The 20,810-nt window shown below is 58.4% G+C and carries 24 protein-coding genes; 18 read left to right on the top strand and 6 right to left on the bottom strand.

The genetic code is table 11. The annotated features are described in order from the left end of the window. Positions 1-51: 51 nt before the first annotated feature. Positions 52-1,572, top strand: coding sequence for a hypothetical protein (locus E4021_RS07395; RefSeq protein ID WP_136457921.1), 1,521 nt, complete (start codon positions 52-54; stop codon positions 1,570-1,572). A 48-nt stretch (positions 1,573-1,620) separates the two neighbouring features. Next, the gene (locus tag E4021_RS07390) at positions 1,621-2,979 is read left to right on the top strand and encodes a pyridoxal-phosphate dependent enzyme (RefSeq protein WP_136457919.1); all 1,359 of its coding nucleotides are present in this window, start codon (positions 1,621-1,623) and stop codon (positions 2,977-2,979) included. A gap of 206 nt (positions 2,980-3,185) precedes the next feature. On the opposite strand, the gene E4021_RS07385 is transcribed toward E4021_RS07390, so the two are convergent. Beyond that, positions 3,186-3,821: a metallophosphoesterase family protein gene (locus tag E4021_RS07385; protein ID WP_136457917.1), complete on the bottom strand. Its 636-nt coding sequence runs from the start codon at positions 3,819-3,821 to the stop codon at positions 3,186-3,188. Positions 3,822-4,108: 287 nt separating this feature from the next. Further along, positions 4,109-5,260, bottom strand: coding sequence for a Gfo/Idh/MocA family protein (locus tag E4021_RS07380; RefSeq protein ID WP_136457915.1), 1,152 nt, complete (start codon positions 5,258-5,260; stop codon positions 4,109-4,111). Positions 5,261-5,431: 171 nt separating this feature from the next. Between E4021_RS07380 and E4021_RS07375 the strand changes: the two genes are divergently transcribed. From E4021_RS07375 to E4021_RS18550, 13 genes are all read left to right on the top strand, one after another. Next, positions 5,432-5,836 carry a nuclear transport factor 2 family protein gene (locus E4021_RS07375; RefSeq protein ID WP_136457913.1) on the top strand — a complete coding sequence of 135 codons (405 nt, stop codon included), beginning with the start codon at positions 5,432-5,434 and terminating at the stop codon, positions 5,834-5,836. 39 nt (positions 5,837-5,875) lie between these two features. Further along, positions 5,876-6,382, top strand: a complete 507-nt coding sequence (locus tag E4021_RS07370; protein ID WP_136457911.1) for a DUF3124 domain-containing protein — start codon at positions 5,876-5,878, stop codon at positions 6,380-6,382. Between the two features lie 66 nt (positions 6,383-6,448). Then, positions 6,449-7,099: a Crp/Fnr family transcriptional regulator gene (locus E4021_RS07365; protein WP_136457909.1), complete on the top strand. Its 651-nt coding sequence runs from the start codon at positions 6,449-6,451 to the stop codon at positions 7,097-7,099. 140 nt (positions 7,100-7,239) lie between these two features. Then, positions 7,240-7,821: a YeeE/YedE family protein gene (locus tag E4021_RS07360; RefSeq protein ID WP_136457907.1), complete on the top strand. Its 582-nt coding sequence runs from the start codon at positions 7,240-7,242 to the stop codon at positions 7,819-7,821. A gap of 4 nt (positions 7,822-7,825) precedes the next feature. Continuing rightward, positions 7,826-8,239 (top strand): DUF6691 family protein, encoded by a 414-nt coding sequence (locus tag E4021_RS07355; RefSeq protein WP_136457905.1) that lies wholly within the window; start codon positions 7,826-7,828, stop codon positions 8,237-8,239. A 63-nt stretch (positions 8,240-8,302) separates the two neighbouring features. Continuing rightward, positions 8,303-9,646, top strand: a complete 1,344-nt coding sequence (locus tag E4021_RS07350) for an MBL fold metallo-hydrolase (protein ID WP_136457903.1) — start codon at positions 8,303-8,305, stop codon at positions 9,644-9,646. An 85-nt stretch (positions 9,647-9,731) separates the two neighbouring features. Next, positions 9,732-10,184 carry a DoxX family protein gene (locus E4021_RS07345; RefSeq protein ID WP_136457901.1) on the top strand — a complete coding sequence of 151 codons (453 nt, stop codon included), beginning with the start codon at positions 9,732-9,734 and terminating at the stop codon, positions 10,182-10,184. Beyond that, positions 10,126-10,566: a sulfur reduction protein DsrE gene (locus E4021_RS07340; protein ID WP_136457899.1), complete on the top strand. Its 441-nt coding sequence runs from the start codon at positions 10,126-10,128 to the stop codon at positions 10,564-10,566. The genes E4021_RS07345 and E4021_RS07340 overlap by 59 nt, the downstream gene beginning before the upstream one ends. Next, entirely contained in the window at positions 10,563-10,835 is a 273-nt protein-coding gene (locus E4021_RS07335) for a hypothetical protein (protein ID WP_136457897.1), read from the top strand. Before E4021_RS07340 ends, E4021_RS07335 begins: the two co-directional genes overlap by 4 nt. 38 nt (positions 10,836-10,873) lie before the next feature. Further along, on the top strand, positions 10,874-11,182 hold the full coding sequence (locus E4021_RS07330) for a TlpA family protein disulfide reductase (protein WP_246050245.1): 309 nt from the start codon (positions 10,874-10,876) through the stop codon (positions 11,180-11,182). A 103-nt stretch (positions 11,183-11,285) separates the two neighbouring features. Continuing rightward, positions 11,286-11,888: an SET domain-containing protein gene (locus E4021_RS07325; protein ID WP_136457893.1), complete on the top strand. Its 603-nt coding sequence runs from the start codon at positions 11,286-11,288 to the stop codon at positions 11,886-11,888. 606 nt (positions 11,889-12,494) lie between these two features. Then, the gene (locus E4021_RS07320) at positions 12,495-13,349 is read left to right on the top strand and encodes a phosphatase PAP2 family protein (protein WP_168797511.1); all 855 of its coding nucleotides are present in this window, start codon (positions 12,495-12,497) and stop codon (positions 13,347-13,349) included. A gap of 164 nt (positions 13,350-13,513) precedes the next feature. Then, positions 13,514-13,645, top strand: a complete 132-nt coding sequence (locus E4021_RS18550) for a hypothetical protein (protein ID WP_406603358.1) — start codon at positions 13,514-13,516, stop codon at positions 13,643-13,645. 14 nt (positions 13,646-13,659) lie between these two features. On the opposite strand, the gene E4021_RS07310 is transcribed toward E4021_RS18550, so the two are convergent. From E4021_RS07310 to E4021_RS18040, 4 genes are all read right to left on the bottom strand, one after another. Beyond that, on the bottom strand, positions 13,660-15,873 hold the full coding sequence (locus E4021_RS07310; RefSeq protein WP_136457889.1) for a DNA/RNA helicase domain-containing protein: 2,214 nt from the start codon (positions 15,871-15,873) through the stop codon (positions 13,660-13,662). Further along, complete coding sequence (locus tag E4021_RS07305) at positions 15,870-16,199, bottom strand: nucleotide pyrophosphohydrolase (RefSeq protein ID WP_136458283.1); 330 nt, start codon at positions 16,197-16,199, stop codon at positions 15,870-15,872. The genes E4021_RS07310 and E4021_RS07305 overlap by 4 nt, the downstream gene beginning before the upstream one ends. A gap of 576 nt (positions 16,200-16,775) precedes the next feature. After that, positions 16,776-16,940 carry a hypothetical protein gene (locus tag E4021_RS18045; RefSeq protein WP_168797509.1) on the bottom strand — a complete coding sequence of 55 codons (165 nt, stop codon included), beginning with the start codon at positions 16,938-16,940 and terminating at the stop codon, positions 16,776-16,778. Between the two features lie 16 nt (positions 16,941-16,956). Next, positions 16,957-17,130, bottom strand: coding sequence for a hypothetical protein (locus E4021_RS18040; RefSeq protein ID WP_168797508.1), 174 nt, complete (start codon positions 17,128-17,130; stop codon positions 16,957-16,959). Positions 17,131-17,450: 320 nt separating this feature from the next. Here E4021_RS18040 and E4021_RS07300 point away from each other — a divergent pair, with 320 nt between their 5' ends. From E4021_RS07300 to E4021_RS07290, 3 genes are all read left to right on the top strand, one after another. After that, positions 17,451-17,840 carry a hypothetical protein gene (locus tag E4021_RS07300; RefSeq protein WP_136457887.1) on the top strand — a complete coding sequence of 130 codons (390 nt, stop codon included), beginning with the start codon at positions 17,451-17,453 and terminating at the stop codon, positions 17,838-17,840. Positions 17,841-18,012: 172 nt separating this feature from the next. Then, entirely contained in the window at positions 18,013-18,816 is an 804-nt protein-coding gene (locus E4021_RS07295) for a DUF1684 domain-containing protein (protein ID WP_211096984.1), read from the top strand. 256 nt (positions 18,817-19,072) lie between these two features. Beyond that, positions 19,073-20,635, top strand: coding sequence for a carbon-nitrogen hydrolase family protein (locus E4021_RS07290; RefSeq protein ID WP_136457883.1), 1,563 nt, complete (start codon positions 19,073-19,075; stop codon positions 20,633-20,635). The last annotated feature ends 175 nt before the right edge of the window (positions 20,636-20,810 follow it).

The raw sequence follows: 20,810 nt of genomic DNA, 5'->3' as shown, positions 1-20,810 counted from the left end.
AGGAGCAAGTTATCTGCGAATTACCGCATTATGTGCGACTTTTGCCAACAGATGCCCTATTCCGAACAGCAGATCCGCGGCCTCGCCATCAATTTTCTGCGGTTTCACTACAAGCTGCGGCCCCGGTACGGCGGCAGTGGCACCCACATCGTAGACAAGCCGCACTACTACCAGGGGGTGCTCATCGACGCCCGGCTGGCCTACCAGCGACCCGACCGAACCTTTTTCACCGCCACGGTGGAAGCCACGAGTCTGGACCGCCGCGAAGAGATTCTCTACCGCGTCAACTACTGGCGCATTGGCATTCACGCCTTCGTCCTGTCGTGCGTCCTGGCCGCCGCTTTTGTCTGGCTGGGCGGCGGCGCGCGGGTGCCGGAGCGCAACCTCTATATGCTGTTCGGTAGCCCGCAAGTCTACGCGGTCCTCCTGCTGTCCTTCACGGCCCTCGTGCTGGCCGTGGGTGCCCTGCTGAGTCGCATGAAGGCCTATCGCTATATCTACGCCGTCGACCAGTTCAAGCACTTCTACGCCGACGCGCAGTGGGTGGCTTACGACAGCGAGATCTTCGCCGCCGACACCTGGCGGACGCGCCGGCAGTACCGGGAGCTGGAGCGACAGTGCGTCAAGTACGGCTTCGGCATGCTGGCCGTGGAAGCCGACAAGGTGGTCCGCAACGTCATGAGCCCCAGCCGCGTGGACCAGTTCGGCGGCGACCGCATCCGCCTGCCGCGGTGGCTGGCCCGGGCCGAGACCACCCCGCCCCCGCCGCAACTCCCCCCGGCCCCGCCGGGGACGATCGACCCGCTGGCGCTCGCTCCCCCCGCGCAGGCACTGGTGCCCGCCCGCCCGGGCCGTCCGGCTCTGCTGCGGCAACCCCGCCGCCGCATGCTGCTCTTGCGGGCCCGGCTGCGCCGCCTGTACCGGAGTTTCTTTCCGGACGAGTTGCGCCGCCGCCCCGGCTACTACAAATTGGGCTGGTGGGTATTCATCGTGGGCATCCCTGCCGTGGGCATGCTGGGGTGGGGGCTTTACTGGCACGCCATCTACAATCCGCTGGCGGTGGAGGGCGGCCGATACGCCGAACCCGATCTCGACAACCTGGAATCGGCCTCCGCCCCCGCCCCGCCGCTGGAGCTGGAGCCGGGTGAGTACCGCCACGTCCTCGATTCCGTGCCCGCCGCGGACCCCACCGTCAACGTACCCGAGGAGGCGCTCGTCGCCACCGACCGGATAGAAGACCTGGGTCTCCTGCGCCGGTACCAACTGGACGAGCGGGGCGGTGCCGTGGTGGAGTACGATTGTCTTCCACTCTACGAACGCGATGGGCCCGTGTTCCTGTTGCTGTTCGGTCGGTACGAATCCTTCGAAGCGGCGCGGTCCTGGGCCCTCGAACTCAACCGCCTGTACGGGTCGGCGGTTACCGTAGCGGCGTCCGACTGCGTAGAGCCCGAAGGGGAGGGGTATCTGCTGTACCTCGACCAACCGACCACCGACGAAGGGACGGCCAACTATATTGCGCGCTCTTTCATCCGGGAGTCCGGGCTGGAGGTGGAGATCATCGAAATTGACTGAGTAGGCGTTGGACGGTTTTAGCCGTTGGACGGTTAGTACGAAAAAAATATGGAAGTAAAAAACAACATCCTCGAGACCATCGGCAACACGCCGCTCGTGCAACTCCACAAAGTGGTAAAGGGGCTGCCCTGCCGCGTCCTGATGAAAGTGGAAACTTTCAACCCGGGGCACTCCATCAAGGACCGCATGGCCCTGAAGATGGTCGAGGACGCCGAAGCGGACGGCCGCCTCAAGCCCGGCGGCACCATCATCGAGTGTACCTCCGGCAACACGGGTATGGGACTGGCCCTGGCCGGCTGCGTTAAGGGCTACCGCTGCATTTTCACCACCAGCGACAAGCAAAGCAAGGAAAAGCTGGACATCCTGCGTGCCATGGGCGCGGAAGTGATTGTCTGCCCCACAAACGTATCGGCCGACGACCCCCGCAGCTACTACTCCGTAGCCGAACGACTCAGCGAGGAGATCCCCAACAGCTTCTGGTTCAACCAGTACGATAACCTCAGCAACCGGAAGGCCCACTACGAAAGCACCGGCCCCGAGATCTGGAAACAGACCGACGGCAAGATCACCCACCTCGTCGTGGGGGTAGGCACCGGTGGCACCATCAGCGGTACCGGTCTGTACCTCAAGGAGCAAAACCCCGACGTGCAGGTCTGGGGCGTCGATACCTACGGCTCGGTCTTCAAGAAATACCACGAAACCGGGGAGTTCGACGAGAAGGAGATCTACCCCTACATCACCGAAGGTATCGGCGAGGACATCCTGCCCAAAAATGTCGACTTCAAGGTGATCGACCTGTTCGAGAAAGTGTCGGACAAGGACGGTGCCGTCATGGCCCGGCGCCTGGCGCGGGAGGAAGGTCTACTCCTAGGCTATTCCGCCGGCAGCGCGGTGGCCGGTCTTCTGCAGCTGAAGGACAAGCTCAAGCCCGACGACCTGGTAGTAGTGGTAATCCACGACCACGGCAGCCGCTACATCGGCAAGATTTACAACGACGACTGGATGCGCGATCGGGGCTTCCTGGATACCGAACTGCGCGTCCGCGATCTGCTCAGCCACAAGAAGGAGGCCTCCTTTACTGGCATCGGCAAGGCGGAGTCCGTCCGCGCCGCGCTGAAAAGCATGAAAGACCACGAGTACAGTCAGATGCCGGTGCTGGACGGCGAGGAAGTAGTGGGGGCGATCACCGAAACGGACGTCCTGAACTTCCTGCTCCAAAACCCGATGGACCATGCCGAGCGTCCCATTAGTGAGATCATGCGCCGGCCTTTCCCCGAGGTGGGTACTGACCTTACGCTTTCCGAACTGGGTCGGCACATCACCAAGGAGAACCCCGCGGTGGTGGCCACCGACCGCAGCGGGCGGAAGCACCTGATTGCGCAGTACGATATTTTGCAGGCGATTTAGGGGGTGGCAGACGTCGGACGTGTCAGTGCTGACTTTTTGGCAGACGTCGGACGTGTCAGGTGCTTAGTCTGCGGTTTTGTATGATATTTCGTGGATTATTGGGAATTTGGTCCTAGCGCAGGACCAACTTTCAAGCATTTCCTGGCTTTGTCAATTTGGCAGACGTCCGACGTCTGCCAAATTGCCCGACCTGACACGTCCGACGTCTAAATCCCCCCCCGAGCCTCAAAAACCGCCTTCCCGGTATCCAGATTCAGCGCCGTCAGGTATCCCATGCCCGGATAGTGCATGGCGCACCCGGAGTCCAGGCACACCATCTGTCGCAAAGACATATCCTGCACCTCCCGCTGCATGATCTCCATGGGGCGGGGCGTATGCCCGTACAGCAGGATGCGCTCACCCAGCCAATCGCGGTCGAGGGTATCCTCCCAATCGCGGATCCAGAGCATCGCCTCCTCATCGGCCAGCGGATCGTCAATCTCGAAGTTCAGACCGGCGTGCACCAGGAAGTAGCCCGGCGTTTCGTGGTAAAACGGCAGGTACTCCATCCAGTGCATCGTCTGTTGTCGCTCCCGCCGGTGCGGTAGGTAATCCCACGGCGCCCGCCCCTCCCGCAGCGCGTCGAGCAACATCTGCTCGTGGTTCCCGCGCAGACAAACCACCTGGTACCCCTCACCCTGCAACCGCCAGATATGGTGCAGCACCCCCCGACTGTCCGGCCCCCGGTCGATGTAGTCGCCCAGCAAGAACAACTCATCGTTCCGCCCAAAGTCGATGCGCTGCAACAAGTTCGCAAAGGTCGACGCGCAACCGTGTATGTCTGAAATGGCGTATCTGGACAAGGGGTAAGGGAGTTAGGTGGTCAGGGGTAAAGGGGTAAGGATGTAGAGGGGATAAAGGGGTTAGGAGTGGCGTGGACTAATCTTCGGTCAGGTGGAATCCTGTTTTCTTAGATTCGAAAAGCAGCACATTGTTTTCAACTTTCTGATCCGTGTGGTCAGCATCATTGCGCAGTCGCAGGCCATTAGCAATATCAGGAGCGCTAACAAACCAAAGCCCGGCAGCCCAAAATCGAAATTAATGGCCCACCAGAAGTGAATAAGGCACCCCCCTTAACCCCTTGACCCCTTTACTGAGAAAGCCGAACCCACCCCTGCTCAGCATTGCTCCGCAAGATCGCGTCGCAAAGCACCAGTTCCTGGTGTCCGTCGGTAAAGGTTGCGTAGAGCTCCTCGCCGGCTGCGGTATCGCCGAGGACGGCGTCGTAAAAGGCGCGGAAGCATTGCTTGAAGGTGTCGGGGAAGCCCTCGTTGTGGCCCCCGGGATAGTTGATGTAGGGTGCGGCGGTGCCGGTCATCAGGCCGGGGTCCTTCATCAGCACCTGGTTAAGGTCGCCGCGGCGGCCGATCGAGAGCTCGTTGGGGCGCTCGCTGTTCCATTCGTAGGCGGCATCCTGGGTGGCGATGTCGTACTTGAGCTGGTTCTTGTGGCCGGCGCTGACCTGGCTCACGAAGAGTTGGCCGCGGGCCCCGCCCTTGAATTTGAACAGGATGCTGGCGCAGTCGTCGGTGGTCACGTCGATGGTCTCGGTGGCCTGCGCCTTTTCGGAGTCCTTGGTGAAGCTGGAGACTTCGCCGATCGGCCGCTTGCGCTGGGGGTGCACGGTGGTCAGGTCGGCTAGCACGGCCTCGGCTTCCAGTCCGGTGACGAAGTGTACCAGGTCGAGCCAGTGGGTGCCGATGTCGGATACGGCCCGCAGGGCACCGCCCTGGTCGGCCAGCACGCGCCAGTTGTAGTCGGTGTCGTAGAGGAGCCAGTCCTGCTGGTAGCTGCCCGTCACGGAGAAGATGCGGCTGCCCGACTGCGCCAGCCGATCGCGCACCTCCAGGTTGATGGGGTAGAAGCGCAGGTTATAGTTCACGCCGGTTTTGAGGTTGCTCTGGCGGGCCAGTTCCACGAGTTCGGCGCCCTCCTCGGAGGTCATGGCCAGGGGCTTCTCGCACATCACGTGCTTGCCGGCGGCCAGGGCCTTTTTGACCATACTGTAGTGCAGGACGTTGGGTACGGCCAGGTGGACGGCGTCGACTTCCTCGTCGGCCAGCAGGTCTTCGTAGGTGGCGTAAGGGTGCTCGAGGTTGAGCTTTTTACAGGCGTCGGTGGATTCCTGGAGGTCCTTCCCGAGGAGTCCCTTAACCCGGATGCCCAGGCGGCGCAGCCCTTCGACGTGAACGGGACCGATGAATCCGGCGCCGGCCACGGCCACGGTAATGGAGTTATACATAGGTTGAATAAATTGGAAGTGTGTACGAACCGCCAAGATAGAAAAAGCAATGGGCTAGCCGGAAAGCCTTCCTGTTCGGGATTTACGGGCGCTACACGCGGGTGCCGGGCCAATCCCCGAGATGCAATACCCGTGGGCCGGCCAACTTATCTTGCCCCGAAAACCACCCATATGCACTATCTCTCGATGCTGCTGCTCCTGCTTTTGCCCTTCCAGGTCGTGGCCCAGGTTCCGGAAGACCCCCACGCCGCGGTCACCCCCGTCCAGACCCAGCTGGATGCCTACAACGCCGGCGACCTGGAACTCTTTCTCAGCGCCTACGCCGACGACGTGCGCATCTACAACTTCCCCGACGAACTCCGCTATGAAGGCAAAGAGCGGATGCGCACTACCTACGGACCCATGTTCGCCGACTCGCCCGATCTCCAGTGCCGACTCATCAGCCGTATCGTCATGGGCAACCGCGTGCTCGACCACGAGAGCGTGATCTTCGATCCCGAAGCGCCCCCGGTGCAGGTAGTGGCCATGTACCTCGTTGAGGACGGACTGATCCGCGAGGTGCGTTTCCTGCGCTAAGCACCGCACCAAAAGGACCGCTTTCCGTACCTTCGGAACATGTACCACCTCGGCCCACTGCTCCTCCTGCTGACCCTCCTCGCCTGCAACGACGAGCGGCCCATCAGCTCCGTGGACCCCACCAACTGGGCAATCCGCCGGGCGGCCCTGCCCCTCGAGGACTCGCTCACCAGTGGCGCCACCTACCTGAGCAGTTATTCCCAGATCTACACCGAAACGGAACACCACACCTTCGACCTGACCGGCACCATTAGTATCCGCAACATCAACCCGCGCGACTCGATCTACATCCTCAACGCCGCCTATTACGGCACCGGGGGTGAACTCGTGCGCACCTACTTCACGGAGCCTATCGTGCTGAAGCCCATGGAAACGGTGGCCATCATCATCGATACGCACGATCGGGTGGGCGGCACGGGCGATAACTTCTACTTCGAGTGGAGCACCCCGCCAGGCATTCACGAACCCCTTTTTGAGGGGATTTTCATCTCCACCTACGGACAGCAGGGCATCTCCTTCACCACTCGCGGCGTCCGGGTAGAGTAAGGGCGTGGCACGACATATGAAAACTCCGTCATGTTTTCATGTGTTGACCTCATAAACCCGCCCGTGATGCCCGACCAACTCAGCAGCGAACAAGTACAGCGGCACTTCCCCACCTTCGTCGAGCCAGAACTGCAGCAGGCCATCGCCGAGCAGGGAAGGCTGCACACGATCGAGGCCGGCGGTATGCTGATGGACTTCGGCAACTTCGTCCGCACCATCCCCCTGATCATAAGCGGCGCGGTCAAGGTCAGCCGCCTCGGCGACGACGGCTCCGAGCTGTTCCTATACTACCTGCGGGCGGGCGAAAGCTGCGTCATGACCTTCACCTGCTGCGTCTCCGACAAACGCAGCCAGATCCGGGCCGTAGCCGAGGAAGACACCACCATCCTGGCCCTGCCGAAGCAGACGCTCGACCAGTGGATGATGCGCTACAAGAGCTGGAAAAACTTCGTCATGACCGCCTACGACCAGCGGATGGAAGAAATGGTGCAAACCATCGACCAGATCGCCTTCCGGCAATTGGACGAGCGCCTGTACGATTACGTGATCAAACGGGCGGGACTGCGCGACGACGGCACCATCCAGGCCACCCATCAGGAGATCGCCGACGACCTAAACGTAAGCCGCGAGGCCATTTCCCGCCTGCTCAAGACCCTCGAAAAACGGGGCAGCATCGAGCTCGGTCGCAACCGCATCCGGGTACTGGTGGAGCACTAGGCGACCTCGCCACCGACCCCGGCACCCGCGTGCGCGCCCACGATCACATGTTTTTACGGTGTGTGATGCACATCACTGACCGCTCGGCCGGCGGCCCCTAGTTTTGCCCTATCAACCTCAACAAGAAATTAATAATCAATATGTTAGAATGGATCAGCCAACCCTGGCACTGGTCGGTGAGCGGAGCGGCCATCGCCGCCGTCATGTTCCTCCTGCTGTACGCCGGCAAGGAATTCGGCGTCTCCTCCAACCTGCGCACCATGTGTACCATCGCCGGGGCGGGGCGGAAGTACGACTTCTTCCGCATCGACTGGCGGGCGCAGCGCTGGAACCTCACCTTCGTGGCCGGTTCCGTACTGGGCGGCTTCCTGGCCTTTTACGTGCTGCCCTCGAGTGAGCCGGTCACGGTCTCGGCCGAGACGGTAACTTACCTGCAGTCGGTGGGCCTCAGTGCCCCCGGTGCGGGCGAGCTGCATTCCTCCTTCGTGCCCGGCGAGCTGTTTGCCGTCGACCAGCTGTTCACCCTGCGCACCCTCCTCGTGGTCATCCTCGGGGGCTTTCTGGTCGGCTTCGGGGCGCGGTGGGCCGGCGGTTGCACGAGCGGACACGCCATCAGCGGCCTGTCCAACCTCCAGCTGCCTTCCCTCATCGCCGTGGTCGGCTTCTTCATCGGCGGGCTCTTCATGAGCTGGGTCCTGCTTCCCTTCATCCTGCAACTCTAACCCCATGAGATTTCTGGTATACCTTTTCATCGGCACCTTCTTCGGCTTCGTCATGACCAAGTCGGAAGCCATCTCCTGGTACCGTATCCTTGAGATGTTCCGCTTCGAGAGCTTCCACATGTACGGCATCATCGGCACGGCCGTCGTACTGGGCGCCATCGGCGTGGCCCTGGCCAAGCGCTTTGGTTGGACCGCCTCCGACGGACAGGCGCTGAAGCTCAATCCCAAAAACTTCAGCGTCCCGCGCTACCTCTACGGGGGCACGCTCTTCGGTCTCGGCTGGGCCCTTACCGGAGCTTGTCCCGGACCCATGTTCACCCTGCTCGGACAGGGCATCTGGCTCATCGGGCTGGTAATCCTCAGCGCCACGGTGGGCACCTTCAGCTACGGGGTGGTCCGCCACCGGCTGCCGCACTAACTCCCTTATTGGGCGGGTTCGCGGGTTCCGTGTCCATTCCCAATCGCAATAACATATCTACGCATGCATATCCATCAATTCTTCGACGACGGCCTGGCCCACGCTTCTTACGCCATCATCTCCAACGGAGCCGCGGCCCTGATAGATCCGGCCCGCGACGTGGGTCCCTACCTCGAATACCTCCGCAAGCACCACGCCAAACTGGAGGCAATCGTTGAGACCCACCCCCATGCCGACTTCGTGTCCGGCCACCTGGAGCTTCACGAATTCCTGGGCGCGCCCATCTACGTCAGCGATAAAGTAGGCGCTGAATATCCGCACACACCCTTCTTCGACGGCGGGGAGATCAAACTCGGCAACCATACCCTGAAGGCCCTGGACACGCCCGGCCACTCGCCCGACAGCATCTCGGTGCTGCTCTCCGACGCCGACGGCAAACAGCTGGCGGTCTTCACCGGCGATACCCTCTTCGTCGGCGACGTTGGCCGGCCGGACCTCCGCGAAGGCGACGGCAGTGAGGTCCAGAGCAAGCGTCGGGAACTCGCCCGCGCCCTGTACCACAGCCTGCACGACCAGCTTGCGCCGCTCGGCGCGGACGTTACCGTCTATCCCGCCCACGGCGCCGGTAGCCTCTGCGGTAAGGGGATGAGCGACGAGCGTTCGAGCACTATCGGCAAGGAACTGCGTACCAATCCGGCCTTCCAGCAGGAGTCGGTAGAGCAGTTCATCGACTGGCTGCTGGCCGACCTGCCCTTCGTACCCAAATACTTCCCCTACGACGTGGCCCTCAACAAGCGCGGGGCTCCGGCCTTCGAGGATGGACTCGGCGGGGTGCCGCGACTCGACCGGAATTTCGAACCCACGGAAGACGCCGTGGTCATTGACACCCGCGACGAAGCCACATTTAAGCAGGGCTACCACCCCGGCGCGCTGAACATCCAGAACGGCGGTAAATTCGAGACCTGGCTCGGTGCCCTGGTGGCGCCCAAGACCGAATTTTACCTCGTGGCCGGCTCCCAAGAGGCGCTGGAGGACGTAATCGGCAAGTCAGCCAAGATCGGCTATGAGTCCTTCATTCGCGGCGCTTTCGTTATGGACGCCGGAGCTGGATCGGCCCAGCTGGACGCCATCGACGTGGACCACTTCCGGGACCACCCCGCGGAGTACACCATCGTGGACGTCCGCAACGCCTCCGAGCTGGAGCAGTCGGGAAAGAAATTTGCCTCGGCGGTGAATATCCCCCTGCCCGAGCTTCCCGAGCGGACCAACGAGATCCCCCGCGGCAAACCCATCGTAGTGCACTGCGCCGGCGGCTTCCGCTCGGCCATCGCGGCCAGCGTTGTGGCCGGTGACCTCGACGGCGCGGCCCGGGTGCTGGACCTTAGCGACGCTGTTAAGGAATTCTAAACGGCGTGCCTGTGTGATCTGGATCACGGTACGGAGCGCTGGGGCCGGATACCTTGGCGACCAGAACCGCTAACCCACAGAAACTATGCAACTTACCGTCACGAAGCAATCCGTACTCATCCTGCGCGTCATGCTCAGCGGCATCTTCCTCGTGGCCGGTGCGAACCACCTGCTCCACGTTGATCAGACGGTAGCGCGGATGGATCGCGCCAACCTCAGGAATTTCGCCCTTTACTTCGGTGAGCCCGATGCCCTGGTCATTATTTCGGGGATCGTGATGCTTGGTGCCGGACTGACCTTTATGTCCGGCTACCTCACCCGCTATGCGGCCGCCGTCCTTCTGCTGGTCCTTATCCCGATCACAATTACAGTCCAGGTCGGGCAGGCAACCACCCTCGGGCCGTTGTTCAAGAATGTAGCCATTGCCGGCGGACTCCTCTTCTTTATCCTGAACTCCTTCACCCCTTCAAAACCAACCCATGAAACGACTGATGCTCGGACTTCTCGTCCTCACCCTGACCACCTTATTCACTCATAAACTGTCCGCCCAGGACCAGAGCCGCGTTACGCCCCACCATACGGAGCAGAACAACTACGTGGTCCTGACCCGCAAGATTCCCCAGCTCAAACCCATCCTGCTCACCGCCGAGCACTTCAAGCAGGAGGATGGGGCCGCCTTCGGCGACTTCCGCGTCATCGTCTGCGGACAGGACGTAGACCAGCTCACCGATGCAGCCACCATGGATCCCTTCCTGAAGCAGGCCAAAGCCCTGGGGGTAAAGATCGTCGCCTGCGGTTTCTCCCTCAATAAATTTGGGGTTGACCGCGCCAAGGTGCCTGCAGGCGTAGAGATTGTCGAGAACGGCATTCAGTACAACTTTACCCTGCAGAAGAAGGGGTACTACTCCATCAGCCTGTGAGTCACGCCACCAAAAAAGACCTCGCCTTCTACGGCATTACCGGAGCGATAGCCCTTTTGCTGTACGCTACCGGTCTGCATACCCAGACCATTGCGTACGTGCAGCAGGCAATCCTGACTACGGGCCTGATCCGGCCGGATACCGATGGGCTCGGCCGCTTAGGGGAGAATACGGCACCGGCGTCCGCGCAAAACCTGAACTTCCGAATGGTGGACGTGAACGGACGCGCGGTGGAGGCCGATGATCTGGAGGGTAAGTGGTGTTTGTGAACTTTTGGGCGGAATGGTGTCCGCCGTGCCTGGCCGAGATGCCGGGAATCGACCGGCTGTACCGCGACTTTGCTGACGACGAGCGGGTGGCCTTTCTGCTGGTGAACGTGGACGCGGACTTCCGAAAGGGGAGGGAATGGGTCGAACGTCGCGGCTTCGCCTTCCCGATTTATCACCTGCGCGGCCCGTTGCCGGGGGAGCTGGAGGCTACGTCGCTGCCCACTACGTACGTGCTCGGGCCGGCGGGGGAGGTGCTGCTGGTGCACCGCGGCATGGCCGACTACGATACCCGGGAGTTTCGCGAACGGCTTGATCATCTGGCGGATGAGGTGGCCGGGGCGCGTTGAGCCGACACTTGGCGCGGGAGCCTTACATTTAAGGCGCGGCGAATATCGAAAGTACCTATTTTCGCACCGTCGTGGACCAAAAACCCATCACCGCGACCCCTCAATGATCCATCCCAACACCCGCCTGGAATTCATCAGTGACACCATCGGCTACGGCGTTTTCGCTACCGCCGACATTCCCGAAGGGACCATCGTCTACGTCAAGGACAGCCTGGAGCTGATCATTTCCCCCACCGAGTACCTGGGCCACGGCCCCGAGATGCGGGAGGTGGTCGACAAGTACTCCTACATCGACGAGCACGGCAACCGCATCGTGAGCTGGGACTTCGCCAAGTACGTCAACCACTGCTGCGACTGCAACACCATCAGCACGGGCTACGGCTTCGAGATGGCCCTGCGCACCATCCGCGCCGGCGAGCAGATCACGGACGAGTACGGCATCTTCAACCTGGACATCGAGATGCAGCTGGAGTGCAACAAACCCGGCTGCCGCAAGCGCATCGGTCCGGGCGACTTCGACCGCCACTACCGGGAGTGGGACCGCAAAATCCGCGCCTCCATCCCCCGTCTGTTTGAAGTGGAACAGCCCCTGATGCCTTTCCTCGCCCCCGACACCCGCACCGAGCTGGACGCTTACCACCAGGATCCGGAGCGGTATAAGTCGGTCTACGCCCTCAAGTTCCACGGCCCTGAGGGCCGGGACTGAGGATTGCCTGCCTTTAAAGGTTTTTGAACCGCAGATTACACGGATTCTTGCGCTGATTTGGGCGCGGATTTTTCGCTCGCTCAGCTCGCGGGTTCTAAGTCAGGAAAGATCAATCTGCGCCTTACTCTGCGCCTCAATCAGCGGAATCTGCGGTAAGTTTTTTTAGCGCCTTTGGCGCTTCGAGGTTTTTAACCGCGGATTACACAGAATCTTGCGCGGATTTGGGCGCAGATTTTCTCGCTCGCTCAGCTCGCCGGTTCTAAGTCAGAAAAGATCAATCTGCGCCATAATCTGCGCCTCAATCAGCGGAATCTGCGGTAAGTTTTTTATAGCGCCTTTGGGGCTTCAAGGTTTTAACCGCGGATTACACAGATTCTTGCGCTGATTTGGGCGTAGATTTTTCGCTCGCGCTGCTCGCGGATTAACGCAGATCGTCCGCCTACGGCGGCGCAAACGCGAAGTGCATTCTCTTTTCGTCGCATACCGAGAGGTACGAATCATCTGTAGGCGCCGAAACGTGGTGCGAACTGCCTTTGACCCTATCAGATGAGGACAATAAACATATCTGCCCGGGGCAGGGTAGTATCTCCTCAACAACCCTTAGCCATGCTACGCTACCTGTTACTCCTCGCCTGTTTGCTACTGCTGCGGATGGTCGCCATCGCGCAACCCGTTAACCGAGCGGTTGACGACGATGCGGATAAGGTGTACCGGGTAAAGCCCCTGCGCGAGCTCGGTGCCGCGGCGATTGGACTGGGCGTGACCATCTACTCCTTTCAAAAGATCAACGGGAAGGACGATTTCGACGCCCTGGCCCTCGACCGCGACGACGTGCCCGGCTACGACCGCTGGATCTTCCCCGAAAATACCAATCGCGTATCCCGGGCCAGCGGGGCCAGCGACATCGGTTTTTATACCGGTATCGGACTGCCCTTTGCCCTCTTTCTTGATCCCGACATCCGCCAGGACTGGTTCGACATCACCACCATGTACTTCAACGCCCAGGCTGCCAACGGGGTACTGTACGCCGCTACGCCCCTCGGTCCGAGCGTGGTGGATCGCGCGCGACCCTCCGCCTACTATCCCGAAGCTTTTGAAGACGGTACCGCTCCCGGTAAGGACCTGAACGCCTTCTTCAGTGGCCACGTCAGTACCACGGCTACCGGAACCTTCTTCGCCGCCAAGGTGCTTTCCGATTACCATCCCGACTGGTCCGGCGGACAGCGCGCCCTGCTGTACGGCGCAGCCAGCATTCCGCCGCTTTACGTGGCCGTCCAGCGCGTACGGGCCCTGCGCCACTTCCCTACCGACACCGTAGTGGGCTTCGGCCTCGGAGCTGCAGTGGGCATTCTCACGCCCCACATCCACAAGCGCTGGCAGGAGAAGCACCGCTCCTCACTGGGCCTTAGCGCTTCCTTTTCCGGCGAGGCTGGGGGGGTTGGTCTTGGGCTTGTATTTTGATGCTACTTTGGATTTTTCGTTACCTTAGGTAATGGGTTTTACCAGCTCGGCAATTTGCTGGCCAGAGGCATGGAATTATTAGTGGTCCTCGTCATCGTATGCGATAAGGACGTACTCCGATAAAGTACCGCATTGAACACAACCAGGACCAAGACCAGTATTCATTGTACGAAACTGAACGGCATTTGCTGTACGTTGCCTGCACCCGCGCCCGCGACCAACTTTGGATCAGCTGTGCCCGTACGGCCAGCGAGTTCATTGATGATCTGGTGATAGAACCTGTGAACCTTGGGTAGTTTTATTCAAGACGTCACTTCCCCAACACGGCAATAAACTCCCCAATGACCCGCATTTCAGAGGCAGATTCCTCGTTTAATTCAAGAGGTTGAAAGGAGGGGTCATGCGAACGGGGATGGAGTGAAATCTTGCGGTGCTGCCAGTTCTCGTCGTTCAGGTTCTTTTCACTCCGGTATTCCTTGACCGTATAGGCAGATCCCGCCTCCGCGTCTGTAAAGGCATTCAGTTCAACCAGAAAGATTTTTCCGCTCCGGGATCCACCTTTATACCGGCGAAATAAACAAACGCTGCCATTCGGGATGACCCGATTCATAGATTCACCCACCACCCGGCAGGCAAAACAGTCGGAGTCCAGGGCATATCGGGTGGGCACAGTGATCCAGTCTTCCTTCTCAACTACTTCAACCAGACCGAATCCTCCCGCGGCGGCTTGCATGCTATACAGGGGAACACTGTTTTCAAATGGGACAACCTGATGAGCAGGAAGGGGATGAATGGTTTTTTCAACGGGGGCTTCGGACGTAGCCAACGGAATGTACCTGGACATGTATTCCCGCAAAGCAGGGTCGCAGACATAAATGTAAGTGCCCCGGATGCCGCGAAGCAGGATGGTTTTGTAGATGTTAAGAATGTAACCCTTAAGCCTCTCGGGACATTTGATCGTTGCTTTTCCATTACGATCGTGGTAGTGTTCTGCGCGAACAACGATCTTCTGGGTTTCCGGATCGAAACCAACTTCTTTCCCGAAAATAATACCGGTAAAGTTGAGGTCGTATCCCTGGGTGGTATGAATGCATCCTACCTCCTCAATGGAATGTGGAGTATTGATCCAGTCGATGTTTGTAGAATTCCACCGCAGGCGTAAACCATCCTCTTCAATATCGTGTGGCTGATATTTCTTGTTCTTGGGGCTTTTGGATAGCCATGGCCAACTGTATCCGGCAATCAACCGGGAAAGTCCGTGGTCCTCATTCTTGTCTTTGATTTTGGCAACCATATCCGCCAATGAATCGAAGAGCTTCAATTCGTAATTTTTGTGGAGGAACTTTGGATAGTCGTCGGGTAGCTGCTGCTGTAACAGACCATCAATGAATGCCACATAATCATTTCCCCCCTGTGCCCGGAATTGCGATTGCAGTGAGTGAATTTTGGTTGCCGGATTCCTCTTGAGGGATTCAAATGCTGCTGAGCTGACGTCTGAAGGCTTGATAGATTGATCAGTATCGTAGAAGAATAAGGCCCGGTCAGACTGCTGCAATATCCAGTCAAGCTCGGTGTGCTTCATCTTGTCCAGACCCAGCTTTTCGCTTGCCTTATCGAAGCTTCGAAAATAAGCTCCCAGGTTTACCCGCTGCCGTAACCGGTGGGCTTCATCTACAATCAGTAAATCGTACCGGCGATTTGCGACGTCGGCGGGACCAATCACCATGTTAGGGCTTAAGCCGCCGACACCAGAGAAGATGTTCTGCAGGGTTTTTCGAAACGATGACATGGGAACAACGAGCCCCATGCTGAGGTCACCATAGTGCGATTTAATAAGATCAACCAGATCGCCGATTTCAGCTTCTTGCTCCCCGAACTCCTTGAAGTTTAAGTCCTGCAAAGAGGAGTTTAGCAGTTTGAAGAGGAAAATGGCCAAAATCGTTTTACCTGTTCCCGCCCCGCCCTGGATGACGATATTTCTGCCATCATCAAATGCCAGTGATCGCAGAATTTTGACCAGTCCAGCGTTCTGTTCCCGGGATAGAGACTTGTACGGAGAGTACTTGAACAAGTCGGAGTTGTCAATATGGTCCAAAGAGTGCTTGGCCAAGCCGAAACCTTGCAGATTGTCCCATATTGACGTGAATACCCCCCAATATGCCTGCTTTTGATAGTAAGTATGGTTAGCAATCCCAAGGTTTGCATTCATTAATTCAAACTGCCCGTCAGCAGCCATATATTGAATAAGATTTGACTCTATATCCAGGGTGGCCGACTTGTTAAAAAAGCTACTTGAAATCAGGTGGACCGTCGTTAATTTCTGCTTTTTTTCGTGCTTTTGGTGGGCATCCAAACGTGACAATACGTCAGCGGTTTCACCTACATATGCCTGTTTTCTGTGTCCATTGCTCAAAATGTAAACAAGTGGCCACAAGTCATTCGCTTCTCTCTTTGATAATAACTCCTCACGGATCGAAGTGGTGAAATCGTATTGGGCAATATCAAAGGAATAAGGCAGCGTCATAGTTCGTCGTACTTCTTGGCCGATCCCCTAGCCTTATTTACTGGATATTTCTCTCCATTGCGTTTGACCTTTTCAGTGACAATTTCCGAAACATCGAGTCCATACTTTTCAGCAATTAGCAGGGCGTACGCGAGCACATCGGCGAGCTCTTCTGCTACTCTCTTCTTATCAGCTTCCTCGGGATTTTTCCAAAGGAACAGTTCCAATAATTCTGCCGACTCGATGTTAAGTGCAACGGCGAGGTCTTTAGCATTATGGAATTGGTCCCAGTCTCTGTCGTCTCGAAAATTAAGTAGCAGCCGTATGAGCCTTTGGGTTTCAGTCATTATAGATCGTTCTGATGTAAAAATAAGGAATGAATAACCAAGGCCTACTATTTCCGACCTGTCGATGACCATTTGATGCGAGGCACGCAGTCTTTTGATGACCTCTACCACAGAATTTGAAATATGCTGGACATTCTCGCCAACGTTCGATTCCAGGATTGCTAATACCACTAATTCTCACGCCAGGGCCGGCTTTTGGCTACCTATCTAAGAGGTCTTCTCGTGCTACGCGATAATCTTATATTGCTTCCCCATTGGCAAGTTTTAGCTTCGACCAAATTCAATGATTACCCTAAATTCAAGCCCAGTAGAGGCACCGTAGCCGGCACTTCCAAAACGTATTGTCTTTACTCAGTACATGGATGCCAACTTCAATGATCCCCCCCATTCCCATAAAACCAGTGGCCAAACTCGTGGCCGATCACCCCACTGTAGTGGTAGAGCAGATTGCCGACGACTCCCAGCAGGAGGATGAGTAGAATAATCTTCATGATATCTTTAGGTGAATCCAGATTCATTGTTCCTTTGGTTCATGTGAAAAAATAGCACGTCCCCGAAAGAGGACGTGCAATATACTTAATCGATGACGTGATCTTCTTCATTACCGTACCACCAGTGTCCGAAGTGGTGGCCGAGGTCTCGTCCGATTTCGTAGAGCAGGCCCCAGGGGGTCCAGCTTCCGGCGGAGGGCGTTTCGCCGCCGGTTATGGTGGAGATTTCGTGCGGAGGTAAGCTTTTCATGGTGCGATATTTGAAGTTAGCATTCAGGAGTGGCAGCGGTAGCCGGGTCTTCTTCCTTGGCCGTGGTTTCGTAGCGGGAATCGTTGCAGCCGTCGATAAATCCGGCGACTATGATACCGACGCCGAATACGACAAGCCAGGGTATTCCCCCTTCGATGGTAGTAGTTTCTTTAAAGGATAAGGGTTGCATAGACTGTAATTTGATTGTTTTAAGGATGAAAGCCGTTAATACCCGCACCCGCGTGGGGGGTGGGCCATGGCTCCTCGTTGATTCATAGCGCAATTATCCAACCCACCACTCTACCCCAGGTGGAGTGGTGTTAAATCTTCGGGATACCGCAAAAAATTACCCCCTCCCCACAGCTACGTGGAACTAAAGGAGGCAGGCAGCTGCCAAATTTGCCTCGGATGCGCGCCAGCTCGTGCTCATAGCCGGACCGTCCGCAATAATCCCTGTCACCGCCTTACACCACAAAATCTGAATGCTGAAAGGGCGTATCATTGAACCACATGCCACGTAAGACTCCACCGACCCCCGGCATCTACCTGCAGGATCTTTACCACCCCCGACGGTGCATCAGCCACGCGTATTTTTCCGCCTTTACCCTGTTGCTGGCCGTTATGCCGGTGTTGCTGTTCTTTGGGGTGCCTACGGTGCTGGCTGTTTGGGAAGCTTTGGGAAGAGGGCCTAGCGACGGACTCCTGTTCGGTCACCCGCCGATCACCTACGCTCCCTACATTTATCCGTGGGTATTTTTACTCTACATTTACGTGGTCGCTACGGTATGCGTTAATCGGATGCGCGCTACCGGCCGCTCTCTTTTGGTATTGCTCGTTCCTGGGTACAATCTTTACGTGCTTTTTTTGGTGGCTGATCGGCTGCCTGGGAAAGACGAATAGATAACTGAGATAATCAATTATTAGCGCGGTCTGAGACCGCATCCTGCTGGCGCGGTCGGAGACCGCGTTCTACTGGCGCGGTTGGAAACCGCGTCTTAACTGGCGCGGTCCGAGACCGCATTTTGCCTGCGCGGCCTGAGGCCGCGTTTTACTGGCGCGGCCTGAGGCCGCATTGTACTGGCGCGGTTGGAAACCGCGTTGTGCTGGGCCATCAATCCAAACCGAGCAGGTCGGGGACGCCACCTTCCGCTTTGACATCGAGTGGCTGAACAACAGCAAGTATTCGATCACCGACCGCGAGGGTAACCCCATCCGCCTGGGCCCGCCCCTGGTGGTCAACGTCTACGAGATCGACGGCAACGAATTCAAGTACATCTGGGTGAATCCCGACGGCACCTACGGCAAGGACCGCCTGATCAAAACCCGTTACACCTCCTACGCCCAGGAGATCAAGGCCTTCCGCTGGGGACTCAACGAGCAGTACCTCAGTCCGAGCACCTCCCCCCTGCCCGAGGCCGAACGCGAGGCCTTTGCCGCGGGCGAGGGCCACGCCTTCTACCCGGTGGATGAGGACCTCCGCATCACCGCGCGCTTCGTGCCCGACACTTCCTTTACCCGTCTGACCATGGCTACCAGCGCCGCCGATTCCGTCACCTACACCGTCTCCGGCCGTGCGTACTTTGAGCTGGGCGGCGGCGCGCAGGTGCTGACCCTCTACCGCAACAGCGATGCCGACGACCCCGCCACCGGACGCTTGTTCCTGCCCTTTCGCGACGCAACCTCCGGCACCACCACCTACGGCGGCGGCCGGTACCTCAACGTGGAAGCCCCGCGCGCCGGCACCGTAATCCTGGATTTCAACCAGGCGTACAATCCCTATTGCGCGTACACGGAAGGTTACGCCTGTCCCGTCCCGCCGGCCGAAAACGATCTGACCGTACCCATCGCCGCGGGCACCAAACTTCCGGCGGGTTAAGAGCTTGTTTGGGCTTCATTATTCGACCTGCAAACGGTCCCTTTTCGCCTGTCCTTCTTTGCTGAAAATGGCTTCGGCTTCACCGCAGGGCCCCTGCCCCGCGCTTCGCGTGCTTACGATCCACTTTCAGCGCCTCGGCCACTCAAAAAGTGACTCGCTTTCGGTCAGAAAAGCAAAACCCAATCAAGCTCTAAGAAACCGACCGCCCACCCACTGCGTTCTCTCCCTTTACCCCGTTTGAAACCAACCTATTGTTATGGCCAGTCCGAATACGCCCGAAGTAAGCACCCCACTTGTCCACCCCGAAATTGAGAAGGTAGAACTGAAGTACCTCACCATCCGGGAATACAAGCAGTTGCGGGCCATTATGGAGAAGGCCTACGCCATGCTGCCCGACGCGGCCTGGTCGCGGGGCGAAATCCAGCAGCTGATCGAGCGGTTTCCGGAGGGGCAGGTCGCCATCCACATCAACGGTCAGCTGGCCGGGTGCGCGCTGTCGATCATCGTCGACTACAAGAAATTTAACGACAACCACACCTACGAGGAAATCACCGGTAAGTACACCTTCGATACCCACGATCCGGAGGGGAATATCCTTTACGGCGTGGACGTCTTCGTGGCACCGCAGTTTCGCGGACTCCGCCTCGGCCGACGGATGTACGACTACCGAAAGGAACTCTGCGAGGAGTGGAACCTGGAAGGCATCATGTTCGGCGGCCGCCTGCCGAAGTACCACGAGTACGCCGATGAGCTGACGCCCAAGCAGTACATCGACCGGGTGAAGTCGAAGGACATTCACGACCCCGTCCTGAATTTCCAGTTCGCCAACGACTTCGTGGTCAAGAAGATCATGAAGAACTACCTCGAGGGCGACCACGAAAGCAAGGAGTACGCCGCCCTGCTGATGTGGAACAACGTGCTCTACTCGCCCCCGACGCGCAAGGTGGGCGTCGACAAGAGCGTGGTTCGCCTCGGCCTCGTGCAGTGGCAGATGCGGCCCTACAAAAGCATTGAGGAACTGCTTGAGCACGCGGAGTACTTCGTGGACGCGGTGGCGGCCTACCGCTCTGATTTCGCGCTCTTCCCGGAATTCTTCAACGCGCCGTTGATGGCCGACTACAACGATCTGCCCGAGCCGGAGGCCATCCGTAAGTTGGCGGAGTTCACCGAGCCCCTGGTCAAGAAGTTCTCCGAGTTCAGCATCTCCTATAACATCAACATTATCACCGGATCGATGCCCTCCGTGGAGGATGGACAGCTCTTCAACGTAGGCTACCTCTGCAAGCGCGACGGTACGGTGGAGAAGTTCTACAAGCTGCACGTCACCCCGGACGAGGCCAAGGTATGGGGCATGGTCGGCGGCACCCAGTTGCGCGCCTTCGATACCGACTGCGGCAAGATCGGCATCCTGATCTGCTACGACGTCGAGTTCCCCGAACTGCCGCGCCTTCTGGCCGAGCAGGACGTCGACATCCTGTTCGTCCCCTTCCTCACCGACACCCAGAACGGCTACAGCCGTGTGCGCCACTGCGCGCAGGCCCGCGCCATCGAAAACGAATGCTACGTGGCCATCGCCGGCTCCGTCGGCAACCTCCCCAAGGTCCACAACATGGATATCCAGTACGCGCAGTCGATGGTCTTTACGCCCTGCGATTTCGCCTTCCCAAGCAATGGTGTAAAAGCGGAAGCCACTCCCAATACCGAGATGATCCTGGTCGCGGACGTAGACCTTGATCTGCTGAAGGAGTTGCACGAGCACGGTAGCGTACATAATCTGCGCGACCGGCGTACTGATGTTTATTCTTTGAAGCTTCGGTAGGTTGTTATTTGTCCTTTTGTCTAGCTAAAAAAGGACCAAACCACGAGGCTAGCGGCGGGGAACCCTGGACGAAGTTTTTACCTCGCATTAATCGGGCGCCCGGGCTATCTGGAGGGCGGTCCGCGCAAGAATCCGCGAAATTCGCGGTTCAAAAAGCGTTAAAAGCTCACCGCAG

This window comes from Neolewinella litorea, assembly GCF_004803465.1.
GTDB classification, from domain to species: Bacteria; Bacteroidota; Bacteroidia; order Chitinophagales; family Saprospiraceae; genus Neolewinella; species Neolewinella litorea.
The sequence above is the reverse complement of the archived record's forward strand: the minus strand, read 5'-3'. Positions and strand labels throughout refer to the sequence as shown.

Bases quoted from the DNA above. Each gene is read 5' to 3' on its own strand.
- E4021_RS07395 (WP_136457921.1), top strand. From the start codon at position 52: ATGCCCTATTCCGAACAGCAGATCCGCGGCCTCGCCATCAATTTTCTG.
- E4021_RS07390 (WP_136457919.1), top strand. From the start codon at position 1,621: ATGGAAGTAAAAAACAACATCCTCGAGACCATCGGCAACACGCCGCTC.
- E4021_RS07380 (WP_136457915.1), bottom strand. From the start codon at position 5,260: ATGTATAACTCCATTACCGTGGCCGTGGCCGGCGCCGGATTCATCGGT.
- E4021_RS07375 (WP_136457913.1), top strand. From the start codon at position 5,432: ATGCACTATCTCTCGATGCTGCTGCTCCTGCTTTTGCCCTTCCAGGTC.
- E4021_RS07370 (WP_136457911.1), top strand. From the start codon at position 5,876: ATGTACCACCTCGGCCCACTGCTCCTCCTGCTGACCCTCCTCGCCTGC.
- E4021_RS07365 (WP_136457909.1), top strand. From the start codon at position 6,449: ATGCCCGACCAACTCAGCAGCGAACAAGTACAGCGGCACTTCCCCACC.
- E4021_RS07360 (WP_136457907.1), top strand. From the start codon at position 7,240: ATGTTAGAATGGATCAGCCAACCCTGGCACTGGTCGGTGAGCGGAGCG.
- E4021_RS07355 (WP_136457905.1), top strand. From the start codon at position 7,826: ATGAGATTTCTGGTATACCTTTTCATCGGCACCTTCTTCGGCTTCGTC.
- E4021_RS07350 (WP_136457903.1), top strand. From the start codon at position 8,303: ATGCATATCCATCAATTCTTCGACGACGGCCTGGCCCACGCTTCTTAC.
- E4021_RS07345 (WP_136457901.1), top strand. From the start codon at position 9,732: ATGCAACTTACCGTCACGAAGCAATCCGTACTCATCCTGCGCGTCATG.
- E4021_RS07340 (WP_136457899.1), top strand. From the start codon at position 10,126: ATGAAACGACTGATGCTCGGACTTCTCGTCCTCACCCTGACCACCTTA.
- E4021_RS07330 (WP_246050245.1), top strand. From the start codon at position 10,874: ATGCCGGGAATCGACCGGCTGTACCGCGACTTTGCTGACGACGAGCGG.
- E4021_RS07325 (WP_136457893.1), top strand. From the start codon at position 11,286: ATGATCCATCCCAACACCCGCCTGGAATTCATCAGTGACACCATCGGC.
- E4021_RS07320 (WP_168797511.1), top strand. From the start codon at position 12,495: ATGCTACGCTACCTGTTACTCCTCGCCTGTTTGCTACTGCTGCGGATG.
- E4021_RS07310 (WP_136457889.1), bottom strand. From the start codon at position 15,873: ATGACGCTGCCTTATTCCTTTGATATTGCCCAATACGATTTCACCACT.
- E4021_RS07305 (WP_136458283.1), bottom strand. From the start codon at position 16,199: ATGACTGAAACCCAAAGGCTCATACGGCTGCTACTTAATTTTCGAGAC.
- E4021_RS18045 (WP_168797509.1), bottom strand. From the start codon at position 16,940: ATGAAAAGCTTACCTCCGCACGAAATCTCCACCATAACCGGCGGCGAA.
- E4021_RS18040 (WP_168797508.1), bottom strand. From the start codon at position 17,130: ATGCAACCCTTATCCTTTAAAGAAACTACTACCATCGAAGGGGGAATA.
- E4021_RS07300 (WP_136457887.1), top strand. From the start codon at position 17,451: ATGCCACGTAAGACTCCACCGACCCCCGGCATCTACCTGCAGGATCTT.
- E4021_RS07290 (WP_136457883.1), top strand. From the start codon at position 19,073: ATGGCCAGTCCGAATACGCCCGAAGTAAGCACCCCACTTGTCCACCCC.